The organism is Acinetobacter sp. CAU_H_56 (assembly GCF_058599425.1).
The window spans coordinates 2,431,267-2,443,897 of sequence record NZ_CM178654.1 but is presented as its reverse complement, the minus strand read 5'-3'; the positions used below and the strand labels follow the sequence as shown (position 1 = coordinate 2,443,897).

The 12,631-nt window shown below is 44.6% G+C and carries 13 protein-coding genes; 10 read left to right on the top strand and 3 right to left on the bottom strand.

Going from position 1 to position 12,631, the window contains the following annotated elements; genetic code table 11:
* Positions 1 to 30 precede the first annotated feature (30 nt).
* The 6 genes from paaG to AC4MCC_RS11530 all read left to right on the top strand — a co-directional run bounded on the left by paaG (position 31) and on the right by AC4MCC_RS11530 (position 6,392).
* Entirely contained in the window at positions 31 to 822 is a 792-nt protein-coding gene (paaG, locus tag AC4MCC_RS11555) for a 2-(1,2-epoxy-1,2-dihydrophenyl)acetyl-CoA isomerase PaaG (RefSeq protein ID WP_004783368.1), read from the top strand.
* A gap of 442 nt (positions 823 to 1,264) precedes the next feature.
* Positions 1,265 to 2,476 (top strand): 3-oxoadipyl-CoA thiolase, encoded by a 1,212-nt coding sequence (gene pcaF / locus AC4MCC_RS11550; RefSeq protein ID WP_491885323.1) that lies wholly within the window; start codon positions 1,265 to 1,267, stop codon positions 2,474 to 2,476.
* Between the two features lie 58 nt (positions 2,477 to 2,534).
* Positions 2,535 to 3,827 (top strand): phenylacetate--CoA ligase PaaK, encoded by a 1,293-nt coding sequence (gene paaK, locus AC4MCC_RS11545; protein ID WP_491885322.1) that lies wholly within the window; start codon positions 2,535 to 2,537, stop codon positions 3,825 to 3,827.
* 60 nt (positions 3,828 to 3,887) lie between these two features.
* The gene (paaX, locus tag AC4MCC_RS11540) at positions 3,888 to 4,829 is read left to right on the top strand and encodes a phenylacetic acid degradation operon negative regulatory protein PaaX (RefSeq protein WP_180047933.1); all 942 of its coding nucleotides are present in this window, start codon (positions 3,888 to 3,890) and stop codon (positions 4,827 to 4,829) included.
* Between the two features lie 42 nt (positions 4,830 to 4,871).
* On the top strand, positions 4,872 to 5,471 hold the full coding sequence (locus tag AC4MCC_RS11535; protein ID WP_419374979.1) for a gamma carbonic anhydrase family protein: 600 nt from the start codon (positions 4,872 to 4,874) through the stop codon (positions 5,469 to 5,471).
* 141 nt (positions 5,472 to 5,612) lie between these two features.
* A complete protein-coding gene (locus AC4MCC_RS11530) occupies positions 5,613 to 6,392 on the top strand; it encodes a class I SAM-dependent methyltransferase (protein WP_491885321.1) in 780 nt (259 codons plus the stop codon).
* A gap of 51 nt (positions 6,393 to 6,443) precedes the next feature.
* On the opposite strand, the gene AC4MCC_RS11525 is transcribed toward AC4MCC_RS11530, so the two are convergent.
* Complete coding sequence (locus AC4MCC_RS11525) at positions 6,444 to 7,253, bottom strand: cytochrome C assembly family protein (protein WP_004783358.1); 810 nt, start codon at positions 7,251 to 7,253, stop codon at positions 6,444 to 6,446.
* A 138-nt stretch (positions 7,254 to 7,391) separates the two neighbouring features.
* Here AC4MCC_RS11525 and ffh point away from each other — a divergent pair, with 138 nt between their 5' ends.
* From ffh to AC4MCC_RS11510, 3 genes are all read left to right on the top strand, one after another.
* Positions 7,392 to 8,798, top strand: coding sequence for a signal recognition particle protein (gene ffh / locus AC4MCC_RS11520; protein ID WP_491885320.1), 1,407 nt, complete (start codon positions 7,392 to 7,394; stop codon positions 8,796 to 8,798).
* A 159-nt stretch (positions 8,799 to 8,957) separates the two neighbouring features.
* Positions 8,958 to 9,533, top strand: coding sequence for an RBBP9/YdeN family alpha/beta hydrolase (locus AC4MCC_RS11515; RefSeq protein ID WP_491885319.1), 576 nt, complete (start codon positions 8,958 to 8,960; stop codon positions 9,531 to 9,533).
* 133 nt (positions 9,534 to 9,666) lie between these two features.
* Positions 9,667 to 10,272 carry an RBBP9/YdeN family alpha/beta hydrolase gene (locus AC4MCC_RS11510; protein ID WP_491885318.1) on the top strand — a complete coding sequence of 202 codons (606 nt, stop codon included), beginning with the start codon at positions 9,667 to 9,669 and terminating at the stop codon, positions 10,270 to 10,272.
* On the opposite strand, the gene AC4MCC_RS11505 is transcribed toward AC4MCC_RS11510, so the two are convergent.
* Both AC4MCC_RS11505 and AC4MCC_RS11500 read right to left on the bottom strand, forming a co-directional pair.
* Positions 10,226 to 10,966, bottom strand: a complete 741-nt coding sequence (locus tag AC4MCC_RS11505) for a type III pantothenate kinase (RefSeq protein WP_491885317.1) — start codon at positions 10,964 to 10,966, stop codon at positions 10,226 to 10,228. The genes AC4MCC_RS11510 and AC4MCC_RS11505 overlap by 47 nt on opposite strands.
* Before the next feature lie 14 nt (positions 10,967 to 10,980).
* Complete coding sequence (locus AC4MCC_RS11500; RefSeq protein WP_491885316.1) at positions 10,981 to 11,736, bottom strand: biotin--[acetyl-CoA-carboxylase] ligase; 756 nt, start codon at positions 11,734 to 11,736, stop codon at positions 10,981 to 10,983.
* A 27-nt stretch (positions 11,737 to 11,763) separates the two neighbouring features.
* On the opposite strand from AC4MCC_RS11500, the gene AC4MCC_RS11495 reads away from it, so the two are divergent.
* Positions 11,764 to 12,567 carry a sulfite exporter TauE/SafE family protein gene (locus AC4MCC_RS11495; protein ID WP_261634983.1) on the top strand — a complete coding sequence of 268 codons (804 nt, stop codon included), beginning with the start codon at positions 11,764 to 11,766 and terminating at the stop codon, positions 12,565 to 12,567.
* Positions 12,568 to 12,631: the final 64 nt, after the last annotated feature.

Sequence of the window (12,631 nt, the reverse complement as noted above, 5' to 3'; positions counted from 1 at the left end):
ATGAACTCAATAGAACTTAAAAGGTGTGTAATGGATTACCAAACAATTATTGTCGAAGAAAAAAATGCAGTGGGCTACCTGACTTTTAACCGTCCCAAACAGCTCAACAGTTTTAATGAAACCATGCATCAGGAAGTATCTTCTGTCGTAAAACGCTGGGCGCAAGATTCAGCAATTCGCGCTGTAGTGATTTCTGCAGAAGGTCGTGGTTTCTGTGCCGGTCAGGACTTGAATGATCGTGTGGTTGATCCAAATGCTGATGCGCCAGATTTAGGTCTATCCATTGAAAAATACTACAACCCGCTGATTAAACTGATTACTGAAATGCCAAAACCGGTGATCTGTGCCGTAAATGGTGTAGCAGCGGGTGCAGGTGCCAATATTGCTCTGGCTTGTGACATCGTGGTAGCAGCGAAATCTGCTTCATTTATTCAGGCCTTCTGCCGTCTCGGTCTGGTGCCAGATTCAGGGGGTACCTGGTTCCTACCACGCCTGGTTGGCCGTGCCCAAGCGATGGGTCTGGCGATGCTGGGTGACAAAATCTCGGCTGAACGTGCGCTACAACTCGGTATGATTTGGCAGGTAGTTGAAGATGACCAGTTAAAAGCAGAAGCTGAAAAAATGGCTGAACATCTGGCGACTCAGCCGACTTATGGTCTATCCCTGATCAAAAAAGCGATTCATGCCGCCGCAGACAATAATCTGGATGAGCAACTGATTCTGGAGCGGGATCTGCAACGTCTGGCAGGCCGTTCCAGTGATTATCGTGAGGGCGTTCAGGCCTTTATGCAAAAACGAACACCACAATATAAGGGCTGCTAAATCTGCCGGAGATGGATTTGACTCGGCTCAAAGTTGTGACGATCTTTCCTTACAGTTATCGCTTAGCAACTTGGTCGAGTTGAATTATTCCTGACAGGTATGAATATGATACCTATTTGGTCTGATGGTTAGCTAGGTCCTATGTTATATGTAGTATTACCCTGATAGTAAATGAAATATTAAAAAATAGATTTATGCACTATTTTTATAATCAAGTTATTGATTTTTAACTTGTATTTTATTTTATTTATTCAGAAAAATGATTTGGATGAGTAAATGGAATTTAATATGACAGAAATTTACAAATCTTAAAAAATATGTATCGTATTCTTGGTGAAGAGTGATACAACCTAGTATATATTGAACTAAGCAGACAGCGCTAGGACAGGCGCAACAAGTATCGCCAACAGACAAACGTGTGGCGGGCTAAGGAACAAGAACGATGGAACATGTTTATATTTTTGACGGTATTCGTACCCCAATTGGTCGTTACGCAGGTGGTTTGAGCAGTATTCGTGCCGATGATCTAGCCGCTTTACCGATCCAGTATTTAAAACAGCAGCATCCTAATCTGCCGTGGGCAGACGTAGATGAGGTAATTTTAGGCTGTGCTAATCAGGCCGGTGAAGATAATCGTAATGTCGCGCGTATGGCAGCACTTTTAGCGGGTTTGCCGGAAAGTGTGCCTGCCATTACTGTAAATCGTCTCTGTGCTTCCGGTCTGGATGCTGTAGGTCTGGCAGCACGTGCAATTAAATCGGGTGAAGCGCAATTTGTAGTGGCCGGTGGGGTAGAGTCTATGAGCCGTGCGCCCTTTGTGCAATCCAAGCCCACCATAGCATTTAGCCGTACTCCTGAAATTTATGATACTACCATTGGCTGGCGTTTTATCAATCCAAAATTCAAGGTAGGTTTTGGCGTAGATAGTATGCCGGAAACGGCAGAAAACGTAGCTGAAAAATATCAGATTAATCGTGAAGATCAGGATCTGTTTGCTTATCGCAGTCAGCAAAAAACTGAACAGGCACAGCAGAATGGTATTTTTCAGGCAGAAATCCTGCCAGTAGAAATCAAAGGTGCTAAAGGTTCTACTCAGGTGATTGCTGAAGATGAGCATCCACGTGCCGATACTACTTTAGAAAAGTTATCTTCTTTAAAAGCACCATTTCGCAAGGAAGGTGGTTCGGTAACTGCGGGTAATGCGTCTGGTGTCAATGACGGTGCAGCCTGTGTGCTACTGGGTAATAAATATTTCGCAGAACAATATGGGCTGAAACCGCTAGCACGGGTGGTAGGAATCGCCAGTGCAGGAGTAGAACCACGTTATATGGGTATCGGTCCAGTGCCCGCAGTGCAGAAAGTATTAAAACAGACAAACTTAAGTCTAGAACAGATGGATGTGATCGAACTAAATGAAGCCTTTGCCGCACAGGCGCTTGCAGTGCTACGTGAGCTAGGCCTTCAGGATGACGATCCACGAGTCAATCCAAACGGTGGTGCTATTGCCCTTGGCCATCCACTCGGAATGAGCGGTACGCGACTAGTGATTACCGCCATGAAAGAATTACAACGTAAGCAAGGAAAATATGCCCTTTGTACCATGTGTGTCGGTGTTGGACAGGGTGTCGCACTGATTCTGGAAAATGTGGCTTAAGGACTGAATCAAAAGAGAAATCATCAGCAGTCAGGATGACTGCAGCAGGAGCAAGAATATGAATAACAATGCAATGGAACAAATTGAAACCGCTTCAGTAGATGAATTACGTGGCCTGCAATTGGAACGTATGAAAAAAACACTACAGCATGCTTATCAGAACAGTACGGTTTACAAGAAAAAGTTTGATGAAGCCGGTGTGCATCCGGATGATCTGAAATCACTGGACGATCTGGCAAAATTCCCGTTTACCACCAAGCAGGATCTGCGCGAAAACTATCCATTTGGCATGTTTGCTGTGCCTCAGGAGCAGATTGTCCGTGTACATGCTTCTTCAGGTACTACAGGTCAGCCGACTGTAGTTGGTTATACCCAGAATGACATTAATACCTGGTCAGATGTGGTGGCACGCTCGTTACGTGCAGCCGGACTCAGCAGTAAAGATACGATTCAGGTATCTTATGGTTACGGCCTGTTTACTGGCGGGCTGGGTGCACATTATGGGGTAGAACGTCTGGGTGCCACCGTAATCCCAATGTCAGGTGGTCAAACTGATAAGCAAGCCCAGCTGATTCATGATTTCAAGCCAACGGCTTTAATGGTCACTCCATCTTATTGTCTGAATATTATTGAATGTCTGGAGAAAAAATTCGGGACTGCCAAGGACTGTTCGATCAAGACCGGGATCTTTGGCGCAGAGCCATGGACCAATGAAATGCGCAGTGAAATTGAAGAGCGTCTAGGTATTGATGCGCTAGATATTTACGGCCTTTCTGAAGTGATGGGGCCGGGTGTGGCGATGGAATGTTTGGAATCCAAAGATGGACCTACCATCTGGGAAGACCACTTCTATCCTGAAATTATCCATCCGGAAACCGGCGAAGTATTACCTGATGGTGAGCTGGGTGAACTGGTATTTACCACCATCACCAAAGAAGGTATGCCGGTGATTCGTTATCGTACCCGTGATCTGACACGCTTATTGCCAGGTACTGCACGTACCATGCGTCGTATGGACAAGATTGTCGGTCGCAGTGATGACATGATGATTATTCGTGGCGTGAATGTGTTCCCATCACAAATTGAAGAGCAAATCCTGCATATTCCGCAGCTTATTCCAAATTATCAGATTCAGATTTGTAAGCAGGGTCATCTGGATACATTGCATATTCGTACCGAAATGCGTAAAGATAATGCTATAAATATGACACACCAATTGGCAAATCAGCTGAAAGTACAAATCAAGACCATGGTCGGGATTAGTGTCAGTGTGGAAGTTTTACCGGAAGGTAGCTTGCCACGTTCTGAAGGTAAGGCTCAGCGGGTGTTTGATATCCGAAAGTCCGCTTAAATACGTCTGGATGACAGGCTCAGGTCTGTCATCCGGCTTTGACAAGGTAAATTGAACATAATGAATCCGAAATTAAAACAAGTAATTGATGATTTCATTCAGAATGAGACCCTCAGTGGAACCTCATTGGTAATGACGATTTTTGGTGACAGTATTTATCACCGTGGGGGAGTCATTAGTCTTGCCAGCCTGATTCAGCTGATGGATGTATTCAGCTTCAATGAGCGTTCTGTGCGTACTGCCGTATTCCGTCTGGTACAAAATGGCTGGCTGAGTTCAGAAAAGATTGGCCGCACCAGTTATTACCGGATTACCGAAAGCAGCCGTCAGCGTTTTATTACCGCAGACCAGAAAATTTATAGCTTCCAGCATAATGAATGGGATCAGAAATGGGACCTGGTTCTGCTCAGTTCAGTTGAACTGGAAAATAAACAGACGCTAAAAAAAGAACTGGAATGGCTAGGCTTTGCCAATATCGCGACCAATGTCATGGCCTATCCGGGGTGTGATCAGCAGAAACTGCAAAACCTGTTACTGAATAACAAGATGACCGATCAAGTCGTAGTGTTTCGTGCTGAAACTTTACAGCTTTGGCAGGAATCTTATCCAACCATTAAACGCATGGTCGAAACCAATTGGCCAATCCCTGAACTGCATCAGCGTTATGAAAAATTTATTAGTGATTTCCGTGAATTTTTCTATCTGGTGGAAAATGAAGAGGAACTGGATCCGGTACAAGCCTTTCAGATTCGTATTCTGCTGATCCATCAATACCGCCGTATTTTACTGAAAGACCCGAATCTGCCATTTGAACTGTTGCCAACAGACTGGTTGTCACTGATTGCGCGTAACTTAAGTACCAATCTATATCAGGCAGTATTTGCAGCAGGAGATGAGTTTTTCCTGGAGACTGCCCGGACAGCGGAAGGCCTTATGCCACCAGCACATCCACAATTTTATAAACGTTTTGGTGGCTTAAAGCAGCCGGAATTGACCTTTTAATATTTTAAAAAATCATGAATGTAATAGCTCAAGGAGGAGTCTATGCCATGTTATGCGATTGATGGGGTGATTCCTGTCGTCAGCCCTGAAGCTTATGTCCATCCTACGGCTGTGCTGATTGGTGATGTGATTATTGAAGCCGGAGTTTATATTGGTCCGTTCGCTTCGTTGCGTGCCGATTTTGGCCGGATTCATATCCAGAAAAATGCCAATGTCCAAGACTCTTGTACCATCCATGGATTTCCGGACAGTGTGACCTTAGTGGAAGAATATGGCCATGTTGGTCATGGTGCCATTCTGCATGGCTGCGTGGTACGAAAAAATGCCCTGATCGGTATGAACAGTGTGATTCTGGATGAAGCCGAAATCGGGGAGAATGTGATTGTTGGGGCCAACAGTACAGTCAAGGCTAAATTCAAAGTGCCAGCAAATAATCTGGTACTTGGCAGTCCGGCAAAAGTCATCCGTCCTTTAGAAGAAAAAGAAATTGCCTGGAAAAGCCATGGCACCGAGCAATATATCCAGCTCACTGCACGTTGCCTGAATACCATGCAGGAAGTAAAAGCTTTAACCGAAAATTCCGCAGAGCGACGTAGTTATCAGAACTTTAAAGCGGATTATCAAATCAAGCAAAATAGTTAAACTAGCTGATGTTTAAAAAATTTAGATAATTAAAATACGCTAATTTTTTAGTTTTAAAAATTATTGGAAATGAAACCAAATTCCTATTGTCGCCTTTCCGGATCGAGTTAAGCTGTTAGAAAACAGGTCAGGAAAGTGCAGATGGAAAGGCGGGAATTTAAAGACCATTTCTCCCAGCAGTCCCAAGATTATGCCTTGTTTCGCCCGCATTATCCGGACACTTTGGGGAAGATGCTGGCAGAGCTATCAACGAGTACCAAATTGGCTTTAGACGTCGGCTGTGGCTCAGGACAGTTTTCAGAGGTTTTGGCGCATTATTTTGATCAGGTGATTGCTATTGATGCGAGTAAAGAACAAATCGCACAGGCCAAACCTCATCCGAAAATTCAATACCTTCATGCCCTAGCTGAAAATATACCCTTAGCTGATCAAAGCACTGACCTGATTTCAGTCGCACAAGCTGCCCACTGGCTGGATCTGGACAAATTCTATGCGGAAGTTCACCGTATTGCAAAACCCAATGCCATTCTGGCTCTTATTAGTTATGGGGTATTCAGCATTGATGAAGAACATCTGAATCATTATTTCAGACATTTTTATGAAGTGACGATCGCACCCTATTGGGCACCTGAACGTCGCCATGTCGATGAAGGATACAAAAATCTGCCATTTCCATTTCAGGAAATTTCTGTACAGCCGCCGGTATTACAAGTCGAGTGGAACTTTTACCAACTGATAGGCTATATGAGTACCTGGTCAGCCGTAAAAGCAGCCACCACGGCACTCGGACATAATCCGCTGAATGTACTGGCAGATGCCTTATTGCCAGAATGGGAAGACCCAGAATTGCCCCGGGTGGTGAGTTGGCCGCTATCGCTACGAGTGGGAAGGATAAATCCAGATAAAGGAATGAATAATTAAAGAAAAAGCTCAGTCTTAGCTGAGCTTTTATAATATTGAAGATCAATTACTTTATTTGTTTAACAGCATTTCCAGCACAAACTTGGAACCGATAAAACCGAGCGCCAGCAGACCAAACCCAAGCAGGGTAAAACGAACTGCTTTCTGGCCACGCCAGCCAAATTTCCAGTGTCCGATCAGTAATGCACCATAAACCAGCCAGGACACAATACTAAAGGCGGTCTTATGGGCCAGATGTTGGGCGAAGAAATTATCAATAGTAAAGAAGCCAAAACCTAGTGCGAGTGTCAATAGAATGAAACCAGTCATCAGCATATCGAACAATAAAGATTCCATATCCTGATAGGAGGGCAACAGATTGACCCAAACCCGACGTTTCTGTTTTTTCTTCAGTTCACGGTCCTGAAACCGCAAAATGACGGCCTGAATCGTCGCCATCAATAACACAGCATAAGCGGATAGGGACAAGATAATATGAATATCCAGGCCTAGAGAATTCTGTGCAATGACTTTCGCTGGCTGGGTGAAACTGAAACCGAGAATTAGGCCGGTTGCAGCGACGGGAATACCAATCAGGTTTAAAGCAATAATCGGCCGATAGGTACTGTAAATGATACTTAGCAGCAGCATTAGCCCTGACGTAAAGGAAAGTAAGGCAAATACATCATAATTCATCCCCATCGGGGTATACATGTCACCTGATAAAACCAAAGCATGCAGTACCAGTCCAACTAAAGCTGTTAAGCCGACAAACCATTGATTTGGAGTACGTTTAGTCATTAAATGAATGAACAGATACCAAAAAGAGGAGGTATAAGCGATTAATGCTAAGATCGTGTAAACCAAGGGGAGGCTAAGCATGTCAAACCTTTTTAAGGGTGATGAATATTCATTTATATAAATTCAGTGCGAACTACAGTATCCTATAGCATTCTATGCATAAATTTTCTATTTTAAGAAACAATTTTTTGCTACTGGCTATTTTAAGCGGATTTTGCAATGTTTGATACCTTAACAGAACGACTCACGCAGAGTTTAAGAAATGTTACTGGCTCAGGGCAGCTAACCGAAGACAATATTAAAGATACGTTACGTGAAGTACGTATGGCACTTCTTGAAGCCGACGTTGCGTTACCTGTAACTCGTGAATTTATCGCGAAAGTTAAGGAAGAAGCATTAGGCCAGGAAGTGATGACTCAGTTATCACCAGGGCAAGCTTTCGTCAAAATCGTCTATGACGAATTGACCAAAATGATGGGCGAGGCCAATGAGAGCCTCGACCTTGCAGCAAAACCACCGGTGGTGGTACTGCTTGCCGGTTTGCAGGGTGCGGGTAAAACCACGACTGCAGCCAAACTTGCGCGCTTCCTGCAAGAGCGTCAAAAGAAAAAAGTGGCTATGGTGTCTGCCGACGTTTATCGTCCGGCTGCAATCAAGCAGCTACAGACGGTGGCTGGCGAAGTTGGCGCGATTTTCCTTGAATCGAGTGCTACTGAAAAGCCAATCAGCATCGTCAATCGTGCAATTGAACAGGCAAAAATCCAGTTTGCCGATGTGTTGATTGTCGATACTGCAGGTCGTCTGCATATCGATGACAATATGATGGAAGAGATTAAAGAGCTGCATGCAGCGATTAATCCGACTGAAACCCTGTTTGTAGTCGATGCCATGACCGGTCAGGATGCGGCAAATACAGCCAAAGCATTTAACGATGCGCTTCCTTTGACGGGTGTGATCCTGACTAAAACTGATGGTGATGCGCGTGGTGGTGCAGCACTGTCTGTTCGTGCGATTACTGGCAAGCCAATCAAGTTCCTCGGTATGGGCGAAAAACTGGATGCCCTTGAGCCATTCCATCCGGAACGTGTGGCACAGCGTATTCTGGGCATGGGTGACGTGCTTTCTTTGGTCGAAGAAGTTGAACGCAAAATCGACAAAGAAAAAGCCGAGAAAATGGCGAAGAAATTGCAGAAAGGCGGTAGCTTCAACTTTGAAGATATGCTGATGCAATTCGAGCAGATGAACAAGATGGGCGGCATGATGGGCTTCCTGGACAAACTTCCAGGCATGAGCAATTCTGGTATTCAAGATGCGATTGCGCAGGCGAATCCTGAAAAGCAAGTGAAGAAAATGGAAGCGATTATCCAGTCGATGACCATTAAGGAACGTCGTAATCCTGACCTGATGAATCCAAGCCGTAAAAAGCGTATTGCAGCAGGTTGTGGTATGGAAGTGTCAGAAGTCAACAAGCTGATCAAGCAGCATGCGCAAATGGCGAAGATGATGAAGAAATTTGCCAATCCGTCGGGTATGGCAAAAATGATGAAATCACTGAGCGGTCTGCAAAAACAGTTTGGTGGTGGCGGTGGTATGGGTCCACTGTTCGGCGGTAACGACAAAAAATAAATGTTTTAAATAAAAAAGGCGCATATAGCGCCTTTTTTATTGTCTGTATTTTCTTTTATATCTGGTTTAAACAAAACAACATTTGCTTACCCAAATTTCCAGAAAAATCAGGCAGACTCGAAAACATTCGAAATAAAATAATACAGAAGGATGTTTCTAATGACTCAAGTGATTGTGGTGCATGGCTATACCGCAAGTCCTGAAGAAAACTGGTTTCCATGGATTCAGGAAAAAGCCCAGCAGGAACATGTCAGCTTGAAAGTACTCAGACTTGACCCATCGACTACGCCAAAATTAGAGGTCTGGGAACAGCAAATGCGTGAACAGATTGACGGGATTGACGAAAACAGTATTTTTATTGCGCATAGTCTGGGTTGCTTAGCTGCATTACATTATTTAAGTCGCGAATTAAAAAATCAGAGAATCAAACAACTGGTTTTGGTGGCCGGTTTTAATGGCAGACTGGGACGTCTGGAAGAAGTTAATCCTTTCATTGACGCTGCTGAAGTAGATTTTGATTTACTAAAACGTCAGATTGATGAACGTGTAGTGATTTATTCGGAAGGTGATGATCGGGTTCAGCCTGACTTCAGTCTGGAGCAAGCGGAAAGTCTGGAAGCAATTGTGGTCTGTGCCGAGCATCAAGGACATTTTATTAATTCGCAAGGCTGTACTGAACTGCCAGAAGTCTGGCGAGTAATTCAGCCTTATCTAATCCAATCTTCCACTGAATAGGGAGGATGATGAACAGATTGGTTCAATGATGACAGGATGAAATTAAATAGGGAATATTGAATTTCATCCGCTAATAATTAAAAACTTAACTTTTGTCGGAGCATTTTGCTCTAAATATAATAAGTACAATGCTATGAAAAATATAACGAAGAAAGTCTATATCGTGCCTGATTATCAGGCGACCTCAAATGACCACTGGTATCCATGGTTGAGCCGGAAGATCAAAGACGCCGGGTTCGAGGCCAAACGGATCATGCTGACCAATCCTTTTCAACCTGATCTGGAAGAATGGCAGCACAACCTGAAACTGCAGATTCCGCATCTGGATGAGCATAGTTTCATTGTTGCGCACGGCTTGGGTGGCTTAAGTGCTCTAAAGTTTCTTGAAGAACATTATAGCCGTACGCAATTGAAAATTGGCGGACTCATGTTAGTCGCAGCTTTTGATACACCACTGGTGGCCTGGTCGGAACTGAACAAAATGGTGCAGGCAGTAAAGTTAGATATGAACAATCTATCACATGGTGCCAAACGCTTTGTAATGCTGCTTTCCAGCAATGATCCTTATGTGCCTGCACCGATTTCACTGCGTTTGGGCCATAGCCTGAATGCACAGATTTTTGAAATCAAAAATGCAGGGCATTTTAACAAACTGGATGGCTATGCAGATTTTTCAAAGTTGCTCGAGCTGCTCAAACTGTGTCTGGCAAATGATCTGCAAAATGCTGCAGGCCTTTAAGCAATAAGTCTGGTTCAATAATAGGCTGAAACCGTTTGAGATGCTGGGCAAAGAGTGCAGCATCTCCACCAGTTAGGATCAGCTGTGCCGGAAAATCTTGCAGTACTTTTTCAATGGTACTGAGCAGACCGAATAAAATGCCATGATGCACGGCATCAATGGTATTGCGTCCAGGACTGAGTTCCTCAAAAGCCGCATCCGGGATTTTAATGCCTTTGGTGTTCTGGATCAGGGAATCGCGCTGTAAATACAGATTCGGCAGGATATAACCGCCGAGATGTTTTTGACCTTGGGCTAGATCAATGGTCAGGGCAGTCCCACAGCTGATGACACAGTAATTTTGGTCGGCTGACTTGGCAACGGCCAGCACTTGCAACCAGCGGTCAATCCCAAGCTGGGAAGGATCATCATAGCCACAGATCAGACCGGCATAGCGTGCCTGTACCGTGGCAAAAACTACAGGAATGTTCAGGCAGGTCAGAATCGATTGAATACGGACATTATTTGCTTTGTCCAGCACTGAAGAAATTCCGACCTGATGCAGGCCCAAACTCTTAAAGTGCTGAATCAAGCCAAGAAGTAAGTCGGCAGGGGATTGCAAATGCATTTCCGCAGCATGTTCAATGATCTGGTTCTGTTCCGTAATCCAGTACTTGAGCCGTGTGTTGCCGATATCCAACCATAGTTTTTTCATTGAATGATGCCTGTTCAGCCGCCGTTTTTAAGACGGAGTTGCCCCTGATAAAATGTCTGCGTACCTGTATCCGTTTCGATAATGACCGCACCATCGTCTTGAATGCCGAGGAAAGTTCCGGAATATTGGCCTTGAATATCGGTAAATTCAACTGTTTGCTGGAAAAATGCAGCATATTGGTTAAACCGTGCCGGCAGATTCTGACTGCCATAATTAAACCATTCACCCGCTTGTTGAATAGCCAGATACAACTCGGCAATCAGATCTACACGTGAAGCATGCTGTAGTCCCAATTCAGTCAGAGAAGTTACCTGCTGGTCTGGAATGCTTTCCGTGAGTGGGCTGACATTGATCCCGACACCGACTACGACCTGTTGAGTCGAAATCGGTTCAATCAGAATGCCGCCCCATTTCCCTTGCAGGCTGTACAGGTCATTGGGCCATTTTACCTGCAAGTCTAGGCCTTTTAGACTTGGCATTTGCAGGATATTTAATGCAATTTCCAGCGCCAGACGACCATCGATTGCTTTTTGTGTATGCAGCAATGTGCTTAAATAGATGTTCCCCTCAGGAGAAATCCACTGACGTTGACGCTGTCCACGTCCCTGGGTTTGCACGCGGCTACACACCAGTACCTGTTGTACCCCTTTGGTTGCCAGTTCCCGGACATCGTCATTGGTCGATGTGGTAATGGGCTTGATCAGCAACACTTCAGGAAGCTGGCCTGCTTGACTTAAACGTTGCTGCAGTTCGCGAGTTTCTACATCCATTTGAATCTAAACGTGGTAAATGTCGTTATGGAGTTAATCATATATTTATTGATTGGTGCAATTGCAGGATTTGCCGCAGGCCTGTTTGGCGTGGGTGGTGGCCTGATTATCGTGCCAATCCTGTACATTGTTTTTACCCAGCTCCAGTACGATCCAAGCGTGATTATGCATATGGCAGTCGGAACCTCTCTGGCCACGATTATTGTGACCTCAATCAGTTCGATAATGGCACATCATCAGAGAGGGGCAGTGTTATGGGATGTAGTGCGTAATCTGGCGCCCGGCCTGGTTATTGGCTCATTCTTAGGAGCTGGAATTGCAGATTATTTATCGGGTCAGGGCCTGCAATTGCTGATTGGCTTCTTTGCAGTCTGGATTGCATTCAGAATGTTTAGAGGTGCACATTATCAGGTTGATCCGAACCAGAAATTGCCTTCAGCCGCATTACAGCTGGCAGCGGGTGGTGGCATTGGCGTGGCATCGGCCATATTCGGAATTGGTGGTGGCAGTTTGACTGTGCCTTTCCTGAATCGTTGTGGTGTCGTCATCCAGAAAGCAGTAGCCACTTCTGCTGCCTGCGGTTTGCCGATCGCAGTGGCCGGTGCCTTAGGTTTCATCTGGTTTGGTCAGAAAGCTGAAGTCGAAGTACCAAATACGATTGGTTATATTCATATTTATGCGTTTATTGGTATTAGTGTGATGAGTTTTATCACTGCAAAATTTGGTGCAAAAGTGGCGCATTTATTATCACCAGTTCTATTAAAAAAATGTTTTGCGGCCTTATTGACTACAGTTGGTCTGTATTTTATCTATCAAGGCTTTACTGCCTGAACTACTCATTTTTTATCAGCTAAATTTTTGAGGAGAATAGGTCACTATTCTCCTTTTTCTTTGA

Excerpts from the sequence above, each read along its gene's own strand:
- paaG (WP_004783368.1), top strand. The coding sequence starts at position 31 with ATGGATTACCAAACAATTATTGTCGAAGAAAAAAATGCAGTGGGCTAC.
- pcaF (WP_491885323.1), top strand. The coding sequence starts at position 1,265 with ATGGAACATGTTTATATTTTTGACGGTATTCGTACCCCAATTGGTCGT.
- paaK (WP_491885322.1), top strand. The coding sequence starts at position 2,535 with ATGAATAACAATGCAATGGAACAAATTGAAACCGCTTCAGTAGATGAA.
- paaX (WP_180047933.1), top strand. The coding sequence starts at position 3,888 with ATGAATCCGAAATTAAAACAAGTAATTGATGATTTCATTCAGAATGAG.
- AC4MCC_RS11535 (WP_419374979.1), top strand. The coding sequence starts at position 4,872 with ATGCCATGTTATGCGATTGATGGGGTGATTCCTGTCGTCAGCCCTGAA.
- AC4MCC_RS11530 (WP_491885321.1), top strand. The coding sequence starts at position 5,613 with ATGGAAAGGCGGGAATTTAAAGACCATTTCTCCCAGCAGTCCCAAGAT.
- AC4MCC_RS11525 (WP_004783358.1), bottom strand. The coding sequence starts at position 7,253 with ATGCTTAGCCTCCCCTTGGTTTACACGATCTTAGCATTAATCGCTTAT.
- ffh (WP_491885320.1), top strand. The coding sequence starts at position 7,392 with ATGTTTGATACCTTAACAGAACGACTCACGCAGAGTTTAAGAAATGTT.
- AC4MCC_RS11515 (WP_491885319.1), top strand. The coding sequence starts at position 8,958 with ATGACTCAAGTGATTGTGGTGCATGGCTATACCGCAAGTCCTGAAGAA.
- AC4MCC_RS11510 (WP_491885318.1), top strand. The coding sequence starts at position 9,667 with ATGAAAAATATAACGAAGAAAGTCTATATCGTGCCTGATTATCAGGCG.
- AC4MCC_RS11505 (WP_491885317.1), bottom strand. The coding sequence starts at position 10,966 with ATGAAAAAACTATGGTTGGATATCGGCAACACACGGCTCAAGTACTGG.
- AC4MCC_RS11500 (WP_491885316.1), bottom strand. The coding sequence starts at position 11,736 with ATGGATGTAGAAACTCGCGAACTGCAGCAACGTTTAAGTCAAGCAGGC.
- AC4MCC_RS11495 (WP_261634983.1), top strand. The coding sequence starts at position 11,764 with ATGGAGTTAATCATATATTTATTGATTGGTGCAATTGCAGGATTTGCC.